17 protein-coding genes are annotated in these 20,382 nt (G+C 37.2%); 15 read left to right on the top strand and 2 right to left on the bottom strand.

All coding sequences use genetic code 11. From position 1 onward, the window contains the following. Positions 1–48: 48 nt before the first annotated feature. Positions 49–2,331: a GH92 family glycosyl hydrolase gene (locus JAZ75_RS03545; protein ID WP_208700263.1), complete on the bottom strand. Its 2,283-nt coding sequence runs from the start codon at positions 2,329–2,331 to the stop codon at positions 49–51. Between the two features lie 149 nt (positions 2,332–2,480). Between JAZ75_RS03545 and JAZ75_RS03540 the strand changes: the two genes are divergently transcribed. Then, entirely contained in the window at positions 2,481–3,485 is a 1,005-nt protein-coding gene (locus JAZ75_RS03540; RefSeq protein WP_208700261.1) for a LacI family DNA-binding transcriptional regulator, read from the top strand. Here the strand turns inward: JAZ75_RS03540 and JAZ75_RS03535 are convergent. Then, the gene (locus tag JAZ75_RS03535) at positions 3,469–3,954 is read right to left on the bottom strand and encodes a methionine-R-sulfoxide reductase (protein ID WP_168128269.1); all 486 of its coding nucleotides are present in this window, start codon (positions 3,952–3,954) and stop codon (positions 3,469–3,471) included. The two genes, JAZ75_RS03540 and JAZ75_RS03535, sit on opposite strands and share 17 nt — an antisense overlap. Before the next feature lie 345 nt (positions 3,955–4,299). On the opposite strand from JAZ75_RS03535, the gene JAZ75_RS03530 reads away from it, so the two are divergent. The 14 genes from JAZ75_RS03530 to JAZ75_RS03465 all read left to right on the top strand — a co-directional run bounded on the left by JAZ75_RS03530 (position 4,300) and on the right by JAZ75_RS03465 (position 20,381). Beyond that, positions 4,300–5,565 (top strand): c-type cytochrome, encoded by a 1,266-nt coding sequence (locus JAZ75_RS03530; protein ID WP_208700260.1) that lies wholly within the window; start codon positions 4,300–4,302, stop codon positions 5,563–5,565. A gap of 38 nt (positions 5,566–5,603) precedes the next feature. Beyond that, a complete protein-coding gene (locus JAZ75_RS03525; protein WP_208700258.1) occupies positions 5,604–8,609 on the top strand; it encodes a TAT-variant-translocated molybdopterin oxidoreductase in 3,006 nt (1,001 codons plus the stop codon). A gap of 29 nt (positions 8,610–8,638) precedes the next feature. Further along, positions 8,639–10,114, top strand: coding sequence for an NrfD/PsrC family molybdoenzyme membrane anchor subunit (nrfD, locus tag JAZ75_RS03520; protein WP_021189355.1), 1,476 nt, complete (start codon positions 8,639–8,641; stop codon positions 10,112–10,114). Positions 10,115–10,119: 5 nt separating this feature from the next. Continuing rightward, positions 10,120–10,656 carry a DUF3341 domain-containing protein gene (locus JAZ75_RS03515; protein ID WP_021189356.1) on the top strand — a complete coding sequence of 179 codons (537 nt, stop codon included), beginning with the start codon at positions 10,120–10,122 and terminating at the stop codon, positions 10,654–10,656. Next, positions 10,640–11,278 carry a c-type cytochrome gene (locus JAZ75_RS03510; RefSeq protein ID WP_380918722.1) on the top strand — a complete coding sequence of 213 codons (639 nt, stop codon included), beginning with the start codon at positions 10,640–10,642 and terminating at the stop codon, positions 11,276–11,278. Before JAZ75_RS03515 ends, JAZ75_RS03510 begins: the two co-directional genes overlap by 17 nt. A 19-nt stretch (positions 11,279–11,297) precedes the next feature. Continuing rightward, complete coding sequence (locus JAZ75_RS03505; RefSeq protein WP_208700256.1) at positions 11,298–12,533, top strand: quinol:cytochrome C oxidoreductase; 1,236 nt, start codon at positions 11,298–11,300, stop codon at positions 12,531–12,533. Positions 12,534–12,575: 42 nt separating this feature from the next. Further along, entirely contained in the window at positions 12,576–13,913 is a 1,338-nt protein-coding gene (locus tag JAZ75_RS03500) for a cytochrome c oxidase subunit II (protein WP_208700254.1), read from the top strand. A 28-nt stretch (positions 13,914–13,941) separates the two neighbouring features. Then, positions 13,942–15,804, top strand: coding sequence for a cbb3-type cytochrome c oxidase subunit I (locus JAZ75_RS03495; RefSeq protein ID WP_207898655.1), 1,863 nt, complete (start codon positions 13,942–13,944; stop codon positions 15,802–15,804). Between the two features lie 76 nt (positions 15,805–15,880). Next, on the top strand, positions 15,881–16,924 hold the full coding sequence (locus JAZ75_RS03490; protein ID WP_132843797.1) for a COX15/CtaA family protein: 1,044 nt from the start codon (positions 15,881–15,883) through the stop codon (positions 16,922–16,924). Positions 16,925–17,002: 78 nt separating this feature from the next. Beyond that, positions 17,003–17,911 (top strand): heme o synthase, encoded by a 909-nt coding sequence (gene cyoE / locus JAZ75_RS03485; RefSeq protein ID WP_021189361.1) that lies wholly within the window; start codon positions 17,003–17,005, stop codon positions 17,909–17,911. Beyond that, positions 17,911–18,498: a heme-copper oxidase subunit III gene (locus tag JAZ75_RS03480; RefSeq protein WP_021189362.1), complete on the top strand. Its 588-nt coding sequence runs from the start codon at positions 17,911–17,913 to the stop codon at positions 18,496–18,498. Before cyoE ends, JAZ75_RS03480 begins: the two co-directional genes overlap by 1 nt. Before the next feature lie 9 nt (positions 18,499–18,507). Continuing rightward, entirely contained in the window at positions 18,508–19,242 is a 735-nt protein-coding gene (locus tag JAZ75_RS03475; RefSeq protein WP_021189363.1) for a cytochrome c oxidase subunit 3, read from the top strand. Between the two features lie 27 nt (positions 19,243–19,269). Further along, positions 19,270–19,647: a cytochrome C oxidase subunit IV family protein gene (locus JAZ75_RS03470; protein ID WP_132843793.1), complete on the top strand. Its 378-nt coding sequence runs from the start codon at positions 19,270–19,272 to the stop codon at positions 19,645–19,647. A gap of 5 nt (positions 19,648–19,652) precedes the next feature. Next, a complete protein-coding gene (locus JAZ75_RS03465) occupies positions 19,653–20,381 on the top strand; it encodes an SCO family protein (protein ID WP_208700252.1) in 729 nt (242 codons plus the stop codon). Position 20,382 lies beyond the last annotated feature (1 nt).

The raw sequence follows: 20,382 nt of genomic DNA, 5'->3' as shown, positions 1-20,382 counted from the left end.
TTATTATCAAAAGCTATTCCATAAATAGTGGCCTGACAGACTTGCAGATTAATTGTCGACTGCAATAGGTCTATCCTGTGGCGTTTTACCCCAATTTTTGTTTGGTGTACTGCTCATTTCAATTTCGATTGTACCACCTTTTAGAACTTCTTCATAAGTGATAAATGATTTGGAATAAGATGCACCGTTGCGTTTGATACTTTTGATGTAGCTGTTTTTCTTCGCTTGGTTTTTAACCTGTATCGTTAACTGCCTATCATTTGGAAGGGTAATCGTAGCTTTTTCCATCATCGGTGATCCGAAAACATAGACACCGCTGATTGGATTTAATGGATACATACCCATTGCTGAAAACACATACCAAGCACTCATCTGTCCAGCATCGTCATTACCACACAAACCATTAGGTTTGCTTGTGTAAAATTCCATCATGGCTTTACGGGCAAGTGCAGAACCTTTCCAAGCTTCTCCTGCATATGCATACAGGTAAGGGACATGGTGATTGGGTTCATTGCCTTGAGCATATTGACCGATAAGACCAGTAATATCATTTGAAGCTTCTCCGCCCAGATCGGAAGACATTGTTGTGAACTCGTCAAGTTTCTTCAAGAAGTTTTTATCGCCTCCAAAAAGATTGATTAGGCCTTTTACATCTTGTGGAACTAACCAGGTGTATTGCCATGCATTACCCTCACAGTAATCGTTTTCACGGTGCTTAGCCATCAATGCGTTGAATGGTCTTCTAAACTCACCGTTAGCTTTTCTTCCCACAAAATGTCCTACTTCTTTATCAAAATATTGCTCATAAAGCTTATATCTCTTCTCAAAATATGCAGCATCTTCTGTTTTGCCTAATTTCACCGCCATTTTGTAAGCACTATAATCTGCAATAGCATATTCTAATGCCCAAGCTACAGATTCATGATCCATGCTGTCAATTGGAATATAAGTTAAGTCACGTACGAATTTTAAGCCGTTTTCATAACCCATTGCGGTGGTTTTTACTGCTTCCCAAGCCAATTCGTAATCTTTCTCATCTAAAATCCCTTTGATAACTGCATCAGCTACTACTGGTATTGCCGGTAATCCAACCATAGTATTGGTCTCATTACCTTGTAAATGCCATACCGGTAATTTTCCCTGTTGCTGATAAATCGCCAGCATGGTTTTAATAAAATCCTGATTGATCTTACGATCCTCCAGTAAATTCATTAAAGGGTGAAGTCCACGGTAAGTATCCCATAAAGAGAAGACGGTATGGTTGGTAAAATCCTGTTTTTCGTACACTTGTTTGTCTGTACCTAGATAATCACCATTTGCATCATTAAAGATGGTCGGTGCAAAATAGGTATGATACAATGCGGTATAAAAAATGGTTTTGGTATCTGCATCTCCTTCAAATTGAATTTTATTTAAAGTGCTGTTCCATTTGTCATTTGCCTGTTTCTTCGCATCTGCAAAATTCCAGTTCGGCATTTCCACCTGTATGTTTTCTAAAGCATTTGTCGTACTTACAGATGAAAGACCAACCTTCACTTCAATGGTTTTATTTTTTACAGCATCAAAAAATAAAGCAGCTTTAATAGCTTGACCTTTTACGGTAGAAGAACCTAATTTTTGACTGTTCTCCTCATAAAACTGCACTTTTTGGATAGGAACAGATGTTTTTAAAGCAAAATATACTTTTTGGTCACTTGCCCATCCTGAAGAAAAGCGGTATCCGACAAATGTGCTGTCATTGATTTGCTTAATGTACGAGTCTGTTGTTTTATCCCAGTTCATCTTAAAAGAAAGGTCGATGAATAAGTGGGCATTGTCCGATTTATTATAGACATACTGATGATAGCCAACACGCTCAGTTGCTGTTAGATTTGCCTGAACTTGGTAATCGTCTAATAGAACACTGTAAAATCCAGGCTGGGCTATTTCATTTTCTTTTTTAAAGCTAGATCCATAGCCGGTACCCATCTTGTTAAACTCTGCAGGTTTTAACTGTACTTTACCGTTTGCAGGTACAATCATAATATCATTAAGATCGCCAATACCGGTACCACTAAGATGTGTATGGGTAAAACCCAAAATTTCTTTGCTTTTATAATTGTAACCACTGCACCAGTCCCAGCCATTAAACTGATCCCAGGTCTGTGCAATCTGAGATGGACCTAATTGTACAGCTCCTAATGGTACATTGGCACCGACAAATACGTGTCCATGATCTTCGGAACCGATAAAAGGGTTCACATATTGAGTCAAATTTTGTTGAGCCATTGAACTTAATGGCGATAATGCAAGAATACTTAATAAAATTTTATTGTAATTCAATTGAATCATAATTAATTAGTTTGATCTTATTTAGGGGTGAAATATAGCATTTTTTTTGCTTAATAAATCCTTTTAGCTTAAATATTTTTACAATATATGGCGTTATTACTTTATTTTTTTTTAGATTAGTAACTCATATTATAAACACACTATACTTAATGAAGAAGAGAATTTTGATCAGTGATATAGCAAAGGCTTTAGGGGTTTCGGTTACTACGGTATCTTTTATATTGAATGACAAAGCCAAGGAGAAGCGTATAAGTGAGTCATTGACAAAGCGAGTTCTTGATTATGTTAAAAAAGTCGGCTATAAACCTAATGAACTTGCTAAAAGTTTACGTACAGGTAAAACGAAAATTATCGGTCTCATCATTGAAGATATTTCAAATCCATTCTTTGGTAATATCGCGCGTTTGATTGAAACTAAAGTTTATGAGCAAGGGTATCGGATTATCTATTGTAGTACCAATAATGATAGCGAGAAGACCAAAGAGCTGATCGGTATGTTCAATGATCGACAGGTTGATGGTTTCATCATTACACCTTCCGAAGGAATTGAGGAGACAATTTCTAATTTGATTCAATCTAATGTACCTGTTGTTTTATTTGACCGCTATTTGCCGGATGTGGAAACAGATTATGTTATTGCTGATAATTTTCAAGGCGCCTTTGATGCTACCGTTCATTTTAATGAGCAGGGCTATAAACGCATCGGTCTAGTCTCGTTATACTCTGATCAGACCCAAATGCGGGATCGCCTAGATGGCTACATGAAAGGTATGGATCAATTTAAGAAGCAGGTATACATCAAGAAAATACAACTGGACGCATCAGAAGCAGAGGCAATAGATGACTTACATGAGTTTATTGTAGATAACCGCCTGGATGCTGTTTTATTTGCAACTAATTATTTGGCAATTACAGGACTTAAGTCTGGGAAGAAACATAATTATAAATTACCGGCACTAATTGCATTTGATGATCATACGGTATTTAAATTGCACGAACCTGCCATCACTGTTGTTTCGCAACCTATTGAAGAAATTGCGGATCACATTATCAATATTTTATTGCTAAAATTGCAGGGTAAAGCCAAATCAATTAAACATCTGACACTACCCTGCGAATTGAAAATACGTGAATCTTCTATTTTGAAGCAATAGTATCTGCTACAAATACCATAGAAATGGAGTTGACACAATGACGTGTGTTTTTATCGGTCAATCTTTCGCCGATGAAAACATGCCCGAGGTGTGCTCCGCATGCGTTACACAGAATTTCTGTTCTTCTTCCATCTGCATCTGTTTCTTTTCGTATGGCCCCTTTGATTTCATCATCAAAACTAGGCCAGCCACAATGCGAATCAAATTTATCTTCCGAACGATAAAGTGCCGCGTTGCATCTTTTGCAAACGTAAGTTCCTTTTGTTTTATTATCCAGTAGGGTGCCCGTGTAGGGACGCTCCGTTCCTTTGTGAACAATAACATGTTCCTCTTCTGGCGTTAATTTGTTATATTTTGTTGAATCTTCCATTGTCTTAAAGATTGATGTTTGTTTTGGAGCTTGATGCGTCTGTGCATTACAGGAGGTTATTAAAAAAATCAAGCCATATAAAAATACTAATTTTTTCATGATAACTGCATATCCGTAAAGTTACAATTCTCTAATCAATTCTTTGTCAGCATACTGTTATCAAGAAACACTTTCGGGCAGTTTTGAATTTTTTTATGTCCTATTGATATCTTAAATTTGAGGCTTATCAATTTCCGCCTTGAAGTACAAGAGGTGGTTTAAATCTGCATTAAATAGTCATTTTAAAATAATTTAGAACGATTATAAATTGATAAATAACGTCACAAAATTGTCAGGGATTTATTAATAAGTTATACTTTTGTGGCATTACTAGGCAGAGTGTGCTCTGTTTAGAATGGTGTTTAAATTTTTATATTCACAAATAAATAGTATAAAGTGTTAAATATGAGAAATATCTCATCCGTTTTGGGAAAACTTGCGAGGATAGCGTCAATGAGTTTGGTGCTGTTGTTTGCCGTTACGACGCTGCATGCGCAAGATGTCAAGGAAGGTGAAAAAATCTTCAAAGCAAAGTGTACGAGCTGTCACAAAGTTGATAGAAAAGTTGTTGGTCCTGCCTTAAAAGGTATTACCGAAACTAAGTCTGAAGAGTGGTTGATTAAATGGATTAAAAACTCTCAAGCTTTAATTGCTTCCGGTGATGCCGATGCAATTGCAATTTTTGAGGAGTACAATAAATCTGTGATGACTTCTTTTACAGATTTATCAGATGATAATATTAAGTCGGTATTGGCTTATATTAAAGCTGAGTCTGTTGAAAAACCTAAAGAAGCTGGTTCTACAGGTGGTGGAGCTGCGAAAGATGACAATGCTAACTTGTTTATGATCTTCGGATTAATAGGTGTAGTTGTTTTGGCAATTGTTGTTATCGTTGTTTTAAACCGTGTCATCCGTACTTTAGAGAAGGTTATCGCAACAAATCAAGCTGCTGTTGAAGCAGAAGAGGAGCCTCAAACGAGTTCTAAATTCCTTGCTTTTGCTAAAGCTTTTGTTAAGAACAAGAAATTAGTCGGATTTGCTGTATTAATGCTTGTTGCTTTATTGGCTGTTGGTGGTTGGAAAACCATGTGGAACGTAGGTGTTCACACAGGTTATCAGCCGGTTCAACCGATTAAATTCTCGCACCAATTACACGCAGGTGTAAACAAAATTGAGTGTCAATATTGTCACGGTGGTGCTTTTAAATCTAAAAATGCATCTATTCCTTCTGCAAATGTTTGTATGAACTGTCACAATACGATTACTGGTTCTGAGCATTATGATGGTGAAATTTCACCTGAGATTGCAAAAATCTACCGCGCATTGGATTTTAATCCAGAGACTCGTACTTACGGAAACAATCCTAAGCCGATTCAGTGGGTTCGTATTCACAACTTGCCAGATTTTGCTTATTTTAACCACTCACAACACGTTACAGTAGCAGGAGTAGAGTGTCAGACTTGTCACGGACCTATTGAAACAATGGAAGAAGTATACCAATACTCGCCATTAACAATGAAATGGTGTGTGGATTGTCATAAGGCAACAGATGTGAAATCAGATAACAAATACTACGAAGACTTAATCAAAGCTCATGAAAGCATCAAAAAAGGTGAAAAAATGACAGCGGCGATGATCGGTGGTCTTGAGTGTGGTAAATGTCACTATTAATAATTATTCAGAAATACGCAATCTTATATACAGCTTAAATGGATAGCAATAAAAAATATTGGAAAGGTTTGGAAGAATTGAAACAAACACCTGCTTTTGTAGAAAAAAGCAAGGGTGAGTTTGCCGAATCTATTCCTGTAGAAGATGTCTTAAATGAAGCAGGGTTGAGTACAAAAACTCCTCGCCGTGACTTCTTAAAAGCATTAGGTTTTGGTGTTGGGGCTGTTACTTTAGCAGCTTGTAACAGCACTCCTGTGCATAAAGCAGTTCCTTATTTAATTAAACCAGAGGAAATTACTCCAGGTATTCCTAACTTTTATACTTCGACTTTTAACGGTCAGAGTATCTTAGTAAGAACGCGTGAAGGTCGTCCTATTAACGTAGAGGCAAACCCGAACGCAATTGGTTTAAATCAAGGTACAGATTCGGGAACTGCAGCATCAGTTTTAGACTTATATGATGAGTCTAAATTAAAAACAGCCCAAATAAAAGGGCAGGATGTTGAATGGTCTAAATTAGATAGTACTGTTATCGCTGCTTTAAATGCAGCAGCTACTGCTGGAAAACAAATTACTATTGTTGCAAGCACAGTAAATAGTCCTACTACATTGGCTGCAATCGCTAAATTAACGGCGAAGTACCCAACGACTAATTTGGTTCAAGTAGACGCTGTTTCTTATAGCGCTATTATTGAAGCGAATAAAAACTCCTTTGGTAAAGCAGTTGTTCCTTCATACAATTTTGAAAAAGCAAATGTTGTTGTTTCAGTAGCAGCTGATTTCTTAGGAACTTGGTTAGCGGGCGAGGAGCATACACAGCAATATATTAAAAACCGTGATTACAAATCATTGAAAAATGGTAAGATGTCACGTCACATTCAGTTTGAGTCGGGTCTAAGTATGACCGGTTCAAATGCCGATGTGCGTATCGCAATTAAACCTTCGGAAGAAGCAGCTGTTTTAATTTCATTGTATAATGCAATTACAGGTTCTTCTTTAGCAGGTGGTATTGCTGCAAAAAGAGCACAAACTGCGGTTACTTTAGCGGCAAAAGAATTGTTAGCGAACAAAGGTGCTGCTGTTGTGGTTGCTGGTTCGAATGATATTAACATTCAAACATTAGCAAATGCGATCAACAGTGCATTAGCTTCATACGGATCGACAATTGATTTAGATAATTTCTCTAAACAACATCAAGGTTCAGACGTTGTATTTTCACAATTCTTGACAAACGCAAATGCAGGTCAGGTAGGTGTTGCTTTATTCTTAAACAGTAACCCTGTTTATGATTATTTCAAAGCTGAAGACGTGAAAGCTGCATTGAAGAAAGTTGATTTTACATTATCTTTCTCTCAACGTGCTGATGAAACAGCTTCAGAATTGACTGCTATTGCTCCAACAAATACATTCTTGGAGTCTTGGGGTGATGCTTCTCCAAAAGAAGGTTTATTCTCAATCGTTCAACCGACAATTAATCCTGTATTTAACACACGTCAAGCGGATCAATCTTTATTGGTTTGGGCGGGTGATACAACAGATATCTATTCATTCGTTAAAAACCTTTGGACTTCAACTATTTTAGCTGGAAGTACAAAGAACTGGAATAGCGTTTTGCAAACTGGATTTGAATATAAAGGTGCAAAAACTGCAGCTTCTTATTCATTCGCTGGTAATGTAGAGGCTGCTGCTAGTGCTGCTATCGCGGCTGCTAAAACAGTAGTTGGTGAGTTCGAATTGAAATTGTATGAATCAAGTGCTTTACGTGACGGTAGATATGCAAATAATGCCTACTTACAAGAAGTTCCTGATCCGGTTTCAAAAGTAACTTGGGACAACTATGCTGCTATTAACCCTAAAGATGCTGAGAAATTAGGATTGGGTGAAGATGCAACAGTTACTGTTGAAGCTAATGGTTACAAAGTTGAGTTACCAGTTGTTCAACAACCGGGACAAGCTTTGGGTACTGTTTCAGTAGCCATCGGTTACGGACGTACTAAAGTTGGTAAGGCTGGTAATAATGTAGGTAAAAATGCTTACCCTTTTGCAAGCTTAGTTAATGGTACAATTCAGTTTGTAGCTAAAGCAACTATCGCTAAAGCGAATACGATCTATCAATTAGCGCAAACACAAACACACCACACAATCGAAGGTCGTAACATCATTCGTGAAACTACTTTCGCTAAATATTTAAAAGATCCTAACTCAGAGTCAGGCCGCTTTACAGATAAACACAAAACATATGATTTGTGGAACAAGTATGAGCAACCAGGTCACAAATGGGTGATGGCAATCGATTTAAATGCATGTACAGGTTGTGGTTCTTGTATCGTTGCTTGTAACGTAGAAAACAATATTCCTGTTGTAGGTCGTGATGAGGTTCGCCGTCGTCGTGAGATGCACTGGTTACGTATTGACCGTTACTACACTATCGAAGAGGATGGTAAAGAATATACAAAAGAAGCGGATATTGAAAAACTGAATAGTTTCGAAAATGTAACCGTTGTTCACCAACCGATGTTATGTCAACATTGTGCACATGCACCATGTGAGACAGTATGTCCAGTATTAGCTACTGTTCACTCATCAGAAGGTTTGAACCATATGGCTTACAACAGATGTTTCGGAACACGTTACTGTGCGAATAACTGTCCATATAAAGTACGTCGTTTTAACTGGTTTAACTACTGGAATGATTCACGTTTTGACAACTACTTGAATAATGAGTTTACACAATTGGTATTGAATCCAGATGTAACGACACGTTCACGTGGGGTTATGGAGAAATGTTCGATGTGTATCCAACGTATCCAAGCGGGTAAATTACATGCGAAAATGGAGAACCGTAAAGTAAAAGACGGCGATATCCAAATGGCGTGTCAACAAGCATGTTCTGCAAATGCGATTATCTTTGGTGATGCTAATGATCCAGAATCAGAAGTATCTAAAGCATTACGCAATGAGCGTGTTTATTACGTACTTGAGGAAATCAATGTACAGCCGGGTATCGGTTATATGACAAAAGTTAGAAACACTTTTGAGGCGTAATCTTGTTCATTATTTGAAATAAAAATACTATGTCATCGCATAACGAATCAATATTAAGAGAACCATTAATGACCGGTAAGGACATTACGTATGCTAAAATTACGGATGATATCTTACTACCGGTTGAAAATAAACCGAATAAAGCATGGTGGATCGGATTCACTGTAGCCGTATTAGGTGCTTTATTATGGGTAGTCAGCGTTAGTTATACCTTTTGGACAGGTATCGGCGCTTGGGGTCTGAACAAAACTGTAGGCTGGGCTTGGGATATCACCGACTTTGTATGGTGGGTAGGTATCGGTCACGCAGGTACGTTAATTTCGGCCGTATTATTAATTTTCCGCCAGAACTGGCGTAACTCCATCAACCGTTCGGCAGAGGCGATGACGATCTTCGCCGTTATCTGTGCCGCAACGTATGTTGTAGCTCACATGGGGCGTCCTTGGTTAGCATACTGGATTTTCCCTTTGCCAAACCAGTTCGGATCTTTATGGGTTAACTTTAACTCACCATTAGTATGGGATGCATTTGCGATCTCTACATACTTCACGGTATCCTTAGTATTCTGGTACTGTGGTTTATTACCGGATATCGCGACTATCCGTGACCGTGCTACTGGTTTAAGACAAAAGATTTATTCTGTATTGTCTTTCGGTTGGAACGGATCAGTAAAAACTTGGCAACGTTTTGAGATTGTGTCAATTATCTTGGCAGGTATCTCAACTCCATTGGTACTTTCGGTACACACGATTGTATCTTTTGACTTTGCAACTTCTGTTATCCCAGGATGGCATACAACAATTTTCCCTCCATACTTCGTTGCTGGTGCGATCTTCTCAGGTTTTGCAATGGTGCAGACTTTATTGTTGATCTTACGTAAAGTAATGAATTTTGAGAATTATATCACGATGTTCCACATTGAAGCCATGAATAAAATTATCATGACGACAGGTTCTATCGTTGGTATTGCATATTTAACAGAGTTATTCATCGCGATGTATTCACAATCTGAGTACGAAATGTACGCTTTCCAAAACCGTATGTTTGGTCCTTATGCTTGGGCTTACTGGTCAATGATGACTTGTAACGTAATTTCTCCACAATTATTCTGGTTTAAGAAAATCCGTACGAGTATTCCTATTTCATGGATCTTATCGATCGTGGTAAACATCGGTATGTGGTTTGAACGTTTCGTAATTATCGTGACTTCATTACACCGTGATTATTTACCTTCATCTTGGGCTATGTTTTACCCAACTTGGACAGATGTTGGTATTTTCGTTGGATCGATCGGCTTATTCTTTACATTGTTCTTATTGTTCTTACGTTTCTTACCAGGTATCGCGATTGCAGAGGTTAAATTATTGCTGAAAAGCTCTAGTTTACAACAAAAAACGAAATTGGTTAAAGAAGGCGCATTCCCAGCTGAACAAGTGGAATACTTTAGAGATTCTTTAGGTAAATATGATTCGGTAACAGAACAAGAAATTAAAGAGTTAAAATAATAGCAATGGGCAATACAAAATATATATTAGGTAGTTTTGCTGATCCGGATGAAATGATGCATGGGATCGACAAATTGCAGAAAAATAATGTAAGCATCTATGATTGCTTTACTCCAATGCCAATTCACGGTATTGAAGATAAATTGGGCGTTAAACCTTCGCGTTTGCCTATTGCAGCATTTTGCTTTGGAGCACTAGGAACAACATTAGGATTCAGTTTATTGTACTATACAATGGTACACGACTGGCCAATGAATATCGGCGGTAAACCATCATTCGCTATCCCGAACTTTGTTCCAGTAACATTTGAGGTTACTATTTTAATCTGTGCCTTGGGTATGGTTGCAACTTTCTTTTATCGCAATCATTTATTCCCGGGACGTACACCTCGCGTAATGGATTTAAGAGCTACAGATGATCGTTTCGTTATCGCTATAGATGCTCGTGAGAACACAGACCATGCTTTGATCGATTCTTTATTGAAAGAAGCCGGTGCTGTAGAAGTTAAGTACAATGATAGAAAATATGTTAGTTATGAATAAGAAGAATTTACTAGTTACAGTATGTGCAGCTCTGTCGTTGACAGCAGTCGTTTCTTCTTGTGGTGACAAGACTACTCGTAGTACAGGTTGGGAGTTTTCTCGCAACATGTACGATCCGATTGCTTTCAATCCAGATCAACCAAACGAGAATTTTAAAAACAAGCAAACTGCACAAACACCTCCAAAAGGTACAGATCCGATCGGTTTTACCAGATTTGAATATGCTAATACTTTGGAAGATTACGAACGCGCAGGACGTGAAGTTACTAACCCTTTTGAGTTAACACAAGCTAGACTTGAAAAAGGCCAGGCTTTGTTTACTACTTACTGTGCTGTGTGTCACGGACCAGAAGGTAAAGGTGATGGTTCTATTACAAAAGACCGTGAAATTACAGATTCTAGAGGCACACGTAAGCTTGAGAATTTCCCTAATCCACCGTCTTATCACAAAACGGATGCTGCAAATTCTTCTCGTGGCGGTATGATGGCTGATTTGACAGATGGTAAGATTTACCATACGATTTATTACGGTCACAACTCAATGGGATCGCATGCATCGCAGTTGTCTCCTGAAGAACGTTGGGAAGTTGTTATGTACGTTCATGAATTACAAAAGAAATAATCTAACATCAGATAAATAAATGGGAACTCACAATCATCATCACGATTATAATTTCAACGAGCGATTCGAGTTTGCTGGTAAAGCAAAAACATTCAGTATCATCGCAATCGTTGTTGGTATAGCTGCAGTAGCCTACGGAATGCTTATGGGCGATCATATTCTAGTAGAGCGTACTTATGCTAACTTATTATTGATGGGTTATTATTTTACATGTGTATGTGCTGCTGGAGCTTTTTTCCTGGCATTACAATATGTAACACAGTCTGCTTGGTCGGCTGGTATCATCCGTATACCTCAGGCTATGGCAGGTATTTTGCCTATTGCGTCAATCATTTTATTAGTGATTGTTGCATTGGGATTAAGCACTCACAATCTATACCATCACTGGTATGCAGAAGGTCTTACAGATCCAAATAGCCCTGCTTATGATAGTATCATCGCTGGAAAGTCATGGTATTTGAATTTTTCAGGTTTTTTAAGTCGCCAGGTAATTTTTATGGGACTTTATAGTATTTTTGCCATTATCTTAGCGAAATTGTCTTATAAAGAAGATTTAGAAGGTGGTTTAAATTCTTACAAAAAGAGCTTTAAATTATCAGCTATATTTTTAGTTATTTTTGGTTTTACAACTCCAATTTGGTCATTTGATACCATCATGTCATTAGAAGCACATTGGTTTTCTACGATGTTTGGCTGGTATAACTTTGCAGCAATGTGGGTTAGTGGTCTTTGTGTGATTACAATTATTCTAATTGTATTACAAAAAGCAGGTTACATGAACTGGGTAAATGAAAATCATTTACATGATCTAGGTAAATTGATCTTTGGTTTTTCTATCTTCTGGACTTACGTTTGGTTTGCACAGTTTATCTTAATCTGGTATGCTAACATGCCTGAGGAAACTGTATATTTTTACAAACGTTGGGAGCCGGAATATAAACTATGGTTCTGGGTAAACATTGTTATCAACTTTTTAGCTCCTTTATTGCTTTTAGTTGATCGTGATGCAAAACGTAAGAAAAATGCCATGTTATTCGTTGCGATCTTATTACTAGCTGGTCATTGGTTAGATTACTATATCATGATTATGCCTGGTACAGTTGAATCTCACAATGGATTTGGTATTGTAGAAATTGGTACAGCACTTGGATTTGTAGGTTTATTTACATTCTTAGTAATGAGTAAATTGAGTAAACAAAGCTTAGTAGCTAAAAATCATCCTTTCTTGGATGAGAGTTTACATCACCAAATATAGTTTCGCTTTTAAAGGGATATTACGTAAAATCGTTATAAAGAAATGAGCTTTAAATTAAATAATAGATTCAAATCCATCTCAGGTTTGGTCCTTGCAATCGGGTTGTTATTCACAGTCCCATCTTTTGCAAGCCAAGATTCTGTAGTGGTAGATACGACTAAAGCTACGGAAGCTGTTGCAACTAATGCAACAGCTGCTGGAGCAAATGTTGTCGATTCGGCTACAACTGCAAAAGCAGAAGTTGCTGCGTCAGCAGGTACGTCTACAACAAAAGTTGACGCCAAAGCTGCGGAGGTAGAGAAGAAGATAGACCCTCAAGTCTATAAAAACTTCATTTATTATGTTTTATTATTCTTAGTTATCTGTACAGTTGTTGCTGTTATTGGTAAAGTTATCTCAATCTATGAGTTAACAAATAAGATGAATAGAAAGCATAATCCTTTAGCATCAAATAGTTTTCAGGCATGGTTATTATTCATTTTCCTATTTGTTTTCTTAGGAGGTGTGTATTATTCATTCTCTCACCATGGCGGTATGGCTTGGAGAGATGCTGTAACAGAACATGGTGCTAAGATTGATACGATGTTTATCATCACAACTGTTATTACAACATTTGTGTTGGTTATCACACACATTTTATTACTGACGTTTACGTTCATTTATAGAATGAAGAAAAATGGTAAAGCTTACTATTTACCACATAACAATACAATTGAAAAAATCTGGACAATCGTTCCAGCTGTTGTTTTGACTGTATTGGTATTATTTGGTTTCTTTACATGGAGATCAATTACAAATGTTCCAGAAGATTTACAGAAATCTGCTCTTCAGATTGAAGTATTGGGTGAGCAATTTGCTTGGCATGTGCGTTACCCAGGTTTAGATGGTCAGATAGGAAAACGTAATTATAAATTAACGACTCCGACTAATCCTTACGGTATCGACTTCAATGATAAAACTTCATGGGATGATATTCAAGGTGCTGATATTGTGCTTCCGGTTAATAAGTCTGTACGTTTCCACATCATTTCCAAAGATATTATTCACTCATTCTACATTCCTGATTTCCGCGTTCAGATCAATGCTGTACCGGGTATGACGAATTACTTCCAATTTACACCTACTGTAACTACCGAAGAAATGCGTGAGCGTATGAATGATCCTAAATATGATTTCGTTATGTTATGTAACAAAATCTGTGGACAAGGTCACTATAGTATGTCTAAGAAAGTAGTTGTAGTTACTGAAGCGGAATATAAAACGTGGTTAGCGACGCAAAATAAATATTTTACTGAGGATGTACAAAAGGAGTTTGCTACAAAAGAAGTAAAGACTCCACAAGTAAAAGATAGCGTAAACGTTACAGCTTCATTAAATTAATTAGAATAATTGAATTTTAAAAACGAATATGTCAAGTACAGTTATTTCGCATAGCGCTGAGCATCACGATTCGCATGGACATCATCAAGAGTCATTCATCTCGAAGTATATCTTCAGTGGTGACCACAAGATGATTGCTAAGCAATTTTTGATCACGGGTATTTTCATGGCGGTATTTGCTATGATCTTATCCATCTTATTCCGTATCCAACTTGCGTGGCCGGATAAAGAATTTCCGATTCTGGAAGTATTCTTAGGTAAATGGGCTGAGGGTGGTCGTATTAACCCTTCATTTTTCCTTTCTTTGGTAACCATTCACGGTACCATCATGGTATTCTTCGTTTTAACAGCGGGTCTATCGGGTACTTTTAGTAATTTACTGATCCCTTATCAAATTGGTGCACGCGATATGGCGTCTCCTTTAATGAATATGTTGTCCTACTGGATGTTCTTTGTAGCTTCAGTTATCATGATAGCTTCTTTCTTTGTTGAAAGTGGACCTGCATCAGCTGGTTGGACAATTTATCCACCGCTATCTGCAGTACCTACAGCAATTGCAGGGTCTGCTACTGGTATGACTTTATGGTTGGTAAGTATGGTTCTTTTCGTAGCTTCACAGTTGATCGGTGGTATTAACTACGTAAGTACAATCTTGAACATGCGTACTAAAGGTATGGATCTTTGGAAAATGCCTTTAACAATCTGGGCTTTCTTCTTAACTGCCATCGTAGGTATGTTATCTTTCCCAGTATTAGTATCAGCAGTTGTTCTATTGATTTTTGACCGTTCATTCGGTACTTCTTTCTATTTATCAGATTTAGTTGTTCAAGGCCAGATTTTACCTAATGAAGGTGGATCTCCAATTTTGTTCCAACACTTATTCTGGTTCTTAGGTCACCCGGAAGTTTATATCGTTGTAATGCCTGCATTGGGTCTTACTTCGGAGGTTATCTCAACAAACTCTCGTAAACCGATCTTTGGTTACCATGCCATGGTTTACTCGTTAATTGGTATTACAGTTTTATCATTTATCGTTTGGGGTCACCATATGTTTGTGACAGGTATGAATCCTTTCTTAGGAGGTGTATTTATGATCACAACATTAATCATTGCAGTTCCTTCTGCGGTAAAAGCATTTAACTACATGGCGACATTATGGAGAGGTAACATCCGTTTCACTCCAGCGATGATGTTTGCTATTGGTTTAGTATCTTTCTTTATCTCAGGTGGTCTTACAGGATTATTCTTAGGTAATGCAGCATTAGATATCAACTTGCACGATACTTACTTTGTTGTAGCCCACTTCCACTTGGTAATGGGATCTGCTTCGATCTTCGGTATGCTATGTGGTGTTTACCACTGGTTCCCTAAAATGTTTGGTCGTATGATGAACACTAAATTGGGTTACTTACACTTCTGGATGACATTTATCGGTGCTTACTTGGTATTTTTCCCAATGCACTTTATGGGTATAGATGGGGTTCCACGTCGTTACTATGCATTTACAGAGTTTGCCTTCATGGAGAAATGGGTTTCAGTTAACATGTTAATTACTTGGGCTGCTATTGTTGCAGGTTTAGGTCAAGTAGCTTTCTTGTTCAACTTCTTCTACTCCATTTTCTTTGGAGAAAGAGCTCCTCAGAATCCTTGGAAGTCCAATACATTAGAGTGGACTACTCCAGTAGAACATATCCATGGTAACTGGCCAGGAGAGATCCCAACAGTACACCGTTGGCCGTATGATTACAGTAAGCCAGGACATGATGAAGATTTTATTCCTCAGACTGTACCTTTCTCAGAAACAATGAGCTCTAATTTCCTTCATGATTTTGAAGGTAATGAAGAAGCTGAGCGTATCCAGACAGAATGGGATGCTCAAAATAAAAAATAATTAAAAACGATATTTAGAGTAAGTTGTGCGAAATGACTTACTCTAAATATTATTGATAACCAAAAAGGTAAAAGATATGTTTCCAGCTGCTGAAAAGCGTTTTATTCGATCCAATTTCATTACAATAGTTGTTTTGTTTTTAGTGATTGTAGCTGGAGGTGTTGTACGTAGTACGGGGTCCGGAATGGGATGTCCCGATTGGCCTAAATGCTTTAATCGGATTATTCCTCCTACGGATGTATCACAGTTGCCGGTTGGTTATGAAGAACATTATATAACAGGTAGAGCTAAGAAAAATGAGCGATTTGCCAAGATGATTGAATTCTTTGGCTATCGTGATTTGGCAACTAAAATTCGTCATGACAAAAGTATTCTTGAACATGAGGAGTTTAATGTAGCAAAAACATGGACAGAATATGCCAATCGTTTAGTTGGTGTTGTTGCTGGCTTTTGTTTATTGTTTACAGCCATCTATTCTTTTACCTATATTAAATCGAAACGATCAATTTTTATTTGGTCGGTGGTTAATGTTTTTGTTGTTGTCGTTCAAGCTTGGTTGGGTTCGATAGTTGTTTCAACTAATTTAACTCCTTGGGTGATTACAGTACACATGCTTCTTGCATTGGTTATTGTAGCAATCTCCATCTATACCTACTTTAAAGCAACAACATTACGGGATAAGTCAATCCTGATTAACCGAGATTCCAGTGGATTAAAAATGCTTGCCATCATCTCTTTAGTGTTGATGTTAGTGCAGGTTGTCTTCGGAACAGAAGTACGGGAAATTGTTGATATGTTGACAGCTTCCGGTATGCCTAGGGAAGATTTTATACAAAATATTGGCCAACATTTTGAAATACATCGTTGGCTAGCATATAGTTCTTTGATTTTAGTAATTGTATTGTTCTTTTTAGTGCGTACAAAATTTAGTAGCAGTACAGTTCAAGCAAGGTTTGGTACGCTACTCTTTATTTTAGTAGGTATTCAGATGTTATCGGGTATTATCCTGGCAAGATTTGCTGTTCCTGCATTCGCACAGACAACTCATTTGGTCATTGGCAGTCTTTTATTTGGATGTCAATATTATTTGATGTTGTTGTTAGGAAAATCGCAACGTTAATTGAATGAATGAAATGGATGTATAAGGTAATTTAGTTTTTACTTTGTACAAACAATTAAAAAGAGGACATTTGTCGCTATGAAAGAATTTATTTCTGATTTCAAGAAATTAGTTAAGTTAAGATTGACATTAACGGTTGTTTTTTCGGCATCCATCTCTTTTTTGATCGGAGCAAAGCAACTTGGAGGGGATATTTTGTGGATCAATTGGTTGCTATTGACATTAGGAGGTTTCCTAGTGACAGGTGCAGCAAATGGTTTCAATGAAATTATCGAAAAAGATCTAGACAAGTTAATGACCCGTACTGCTGACCGTCCCCTTCCTTCAGGAAGAATGACAACTGGTCAAGCCTTGATTCTAAGTTTATTTATGGGAATCTTGGGAACTTTGGTTTTGGTACGTTTGAATTTTGTTGCGGGATTACTATCGGTATTTTCCATATTGTTATATGCATTTGTGTATACGCCATTAAAAAGGAAATCACCGATTGCTGTATTTGTAGGGGCCTTTCCTGGTGCATTGCCACCATTGATTGGTTATTTTGCTGCCTTTAGTCAAGATGATTTAGCAATCTACAGTCAAACAAATGAAAGTGCAATCATTATGATTCCATTTATTTTGTTTGGAATTCAGTTTTTGTGGCAATTCCCACATTTCTGGTCTCTAGCATGGGTGATTGATGATGATTATAAACAGGCGGGTTTTAGGTTATTGCCAACGACCAAGCGTGATAAGATTTCTGCTTTTATGGTCTTTCTTTCAGCATTGATCATGATACCAGCAGCATTTCTTCCCATGTATTATGGTTTCGGAGGCTGGATCTTTACAGCTGTTTCTGCGATAGGGGGTGTTTTCTTTGCTTATTATGGCTTTCAGCTTTTTAAGAATCAGGATATTGCTTCGGCGAGAAAAGTGATGTTTACCTCATTTTTTTATCTTCCTATTACGCAATTAGTGTTATTATTTGACTTTATACCTTTGAAATAATGTTAAATCAAGGAGTACAACAAACTGACGAGAAGTTAGTATCGCGTAAGGCTCAAAAATTTACCCTATGGTTGGGGATGCTGGGTATGTTTATGATGTTCGCAGCATTATCCAGCGGTTTTATTGTCTATACAGCAAGTGGTGTTGATAAAGGACTTAAAACATTATTACCAGATACTTTTATCTATAGTACGATGGCAATTGTTTTAAGTAGTGTTACCATGCATTTTGCTTATAAGGCAGCGCAGGTAGGTAATTTGGCTAGACAGAAAGCGTTGCTTTTTGCTACCTTAATTTTGGGAATTATATTTTTTGCGCTACAGGTTTATTCGTGGGAAATATTAACAGAAAGAGGCGTTTATTTTGTGAATAACAATGCGTCACAGTCTTTTGTTTATGTTTTTACAGGAATGCACTTAGCACATATTATTGCGGGAGTGATCGTGTTGATTACCGCTTTAGTGGGAGTATTTAAACCACTTCCTCCAGACGGCAATCAATTCCGCATGAATCTAGCCACTATTTTTTGGCATTTTCTCGATCTTTTGTGGATTTATATATATGTTTTCTTACTTTTGAATCAATAATAGTAAACAATGAGTACAACTGTATCACAATTGGATAAGGTAAAAACCGGTCCATGGAATGGTGGAAAATCACCTTGGAATTTGGAATACGGAAAAATCATGATGTGGTTTTTCTTAGTTGGGGATGCCTTTACATTTTCTGCGTTTTTGGTTTATTACGGAACGCAACGATTTGCACATAGTACATGGCCAGATGCGGATAAGATTTTCCAATCTATACCAGGTATTGCAGAACACGGACAACCTTTAGTGTTCGTTGGTATTATGACTTTTATTTTGATTATGTCTTCTGTGACTATGGTATTAGCTGTAGAAGCAGGGCATCGTAACTCAAAAAATGAAGTAGTAAAATGGATGTTATGGACAATACTTGGTGGTATTGCTTTCGTAGGCTGTCAAGCGATCGAGTGGACTCACTTACACCATGCTGGTTTCTGGTTTGGTCAAAACCCGGCAACAGGTTTAGAGGGGGATGCTATTAAAGATGCTTTGCAACCGTATTTTACACATGATATCTCCTATACTTCAGCGTTGCAGTTTGCCAATCTGTTCTTTACAATCACAGGTTTTCACGGTTTTCACGTTACTGTAGGTATTATCTTAAATATTATCGTCCTGTGCATGACTTTGAATAACACATTCGAGAATCGCGGTTCGTATTTAATGATTGAAAAAGTAGGTTTATACTGGCACTTTGTGGATTTAGTTTGGGTGTTTGTATTTACATTCTTCTATTTAGTATAATTATAAGTTTTTAATTTTAGAAAAGCTATGTCACAACATCACGATAATATTGCTCATGAGGAGCACGGACACGGAGAAGGAATGGATAAAAAAGGTATCTGGAGAATTTTCTTCGTCCTTTTAGCATTAACTGCTGTCGAATTCTTAATCGCATTGGGATTTGTTCATCACTGGCAAATCTTAGCAAAGGGTGCTTTGGTTAACTCTATCTATATTGTATTAACATTAATAAAAGCGTATTATATCGTAGCTTACTTTATGCACTTGAAATTTGAGAAATCTAGTTTCATCGTTACTGTAAGTATCGTATTTATCTTCATTATTTATTTTATCATTTTAATGCTTACTGAAGGTAACTTCCTATTGCATGAATTACAACCTCACCAATTGTGGGAAAATAAATAATATAAATGGGTAAAAATACTGGTAAAAATAAAGGTATTCAAACTATCATGATCCTGGCAATAATATTATTATTGCCAGGATTTTTGTATGTAGTGCTGAATAGAACTGGAATGGCGAATTCGTATTCTACTTTGCCAATATTCGGTCAAAAAGAAGTTCCAGGTACTACTCATCGTAAATGGGGCCGAGATATCATGGATACAATCTATCATGAGGTTCCAAATATGTCTTTTATCAACTACGATGGCAAACCCGTTGATCTGTTTGGTAAGGATAGCGCTATTACTGTTGTACATCTTTTTTATTCGAGAGATAAGTCGTTTTCGACAACAATGATTAATAGCCTGAATAAGATATCTGGTGAGTTTAGACATAATAAGATGATTAAATTCTATTCTGTTTCCGTCGACACGACTTATGATACACCCGATGTATTAAAAAATTACATTAAGAATATCGATCCCTCAGATAAAAGATGGTACTTTGTAAGTAAACCGAGTTCGGATATCTTTAAATTTGCAAAAGATGGTTTACTACAGGACGCTTTAGCTACAGCAGATAAAGATAATCCTTTTGTTGTGGGGTCATCTTATGTTTTGATAGATACAAAACGTAGAATCAGAGGGTTTTATGATATCACGATGAAAAAAGAAGCGGAACGCTTAAGTGATGAGGTTAAATTATTGGTTGTGGAGGAAATAAGAAATCATCCTCCAAAGATTGAAACTAAATAAA

The organism is Sphingobacterium sp. UDSM-2020 (assembly GCF_016132525.1).
In the GTDB taxonomy this organism is placed as follows: domain Bacteria; phylum Bacteroidota; class Bacteroidia; order Sphingobacteriales; family Sphingobacteriaceae; genus Sphingobacterium; species Sphingobacterium anhuiense.
Note: the sequence above shows the minus strand (reverse complement) of the source record. Positions and strands in the feature narration are given on the sequence as shown.

Excerpts from the sequence above, each read along its gene's own strand:
- JAZ75_RS03545 (WP_208700263.1), bottom strand. The coding sequence starts at position 2,331 with ATGATTCAATTGAATTACAATAAAATTTTATTAAGTATTCTTGCATTA.
- JAZ75_RS03540 (WP_208700261.1), top strand. The coding sequence starts at position 2,481 with ATGAAGAAGAGAATTTTGATCAGTGATATAGCAAAGGCTTTAGGGGTT.
- JAZ75_RS03535 (WP_168128269.1), bottom strand. The coding sequence starts at position 3,954 with ATGAAAAAATTAGTATTTTTATATGGCTTGATTTTTTTAATAACCTCC.
- JAZ75_RS03530 (WP_208700260.1), top strand. The coding sequence starts at position 4,300 with ATGAGAAATATCTCATCCGTTTTGGGAAAACTTGCGAGGATAGCGTCA.
- JAZ75_RS03525 (WP_208700258.1), top strand. The coding sequence starts at position 5,604 with ATGGATAGCAATAAAAAATATTGGAAAGGTTTGGAAGAATTGAAACAA.
- nrfD (WP_021189355.1), top strand. The coding sequence starts at position 8,639 with ATGTCATCGCATAACGAATCAATATTAAGAGAACCATTAATGACCGGT.
- JAZ75_RS03515 (WP_021189356.1), top strand. The coding sequence starts at position 10,120 with ATGGGCAATACAAAATATATATTAGGTAGTTTTGCTGATCCGGATGAA.
- JAZ75_RS03510 (WP_380918722.1), top strand. The coding sequence starts at position 10,640 with ATGTTAGTTATGAATAAGAAGAATTTACTAGTTACAGTATGTGCAGCT.
- JAZ75_RS03505 (WP_208700256.1), top strand. The coding sequence starts at position 11,298 with ATGGGAACTCACAATCATCATCACGATTATAATTTCAACGAGCGATTC.
- JAZ75_RS03500 (WP_208700254.1), top strand. The coding sequence starts at position 12,576 with ATGAGCTTTAAATTAAATAATAGATTCAAATCCATCTCAGGTTTGGTC.
- JAZ75_RS03495 (WP_207898655.1), top strand. The coding sequence starts at position 13,942 with ATGTCAAGTACAGTTATTTCGCATAGCGCTGAGCATCACGATTCGCAT.
- JAZ75_RS03490 (WP_132843797.1), top strand. The coding sequence starts at position 15,881 with ATGTTTCCAGCTGCTGAAAAGCGTTTTATTCGATCCAATTTCATTACA.
- cyoE (WP_021189361.1), top strand. The coding sequence starts at position 17,003 with ATGAAAGAATTTATTTCTGATTTCAAGAAATTAGTTAAGTTAAGATTG.
- JAZ75_RS03480 (WP_021189362.1), top strand. The coding sequence starts at position 17,911 with ATGTTAAATCAAGGAGTACAACAAACTGACGAGAAGTTAGTATCGCGT.
- JAZ75_RS03475 (WP_021189363.1), top strand. The coding sequence starts at position 18,508 with ATGAGTACAACTGTATCACAATTGGATAAGGTAAAAACCGGTCCATGG.
- JAZ75_RS03470 (WP_132843793.1), top strand. The coding sequence starts at position 19,270 with ATGTCACAACATCACGATAATATTGCTCATGAGGAGCACGGACACGGA.
- JAZ75_RS03465 (WP_208700252.1), top strand. The coding sequence starts at position 19,653 with ATGGGTAAAAATACTGGTAAAAATAAAGGTATTCAAACTATCATGATC.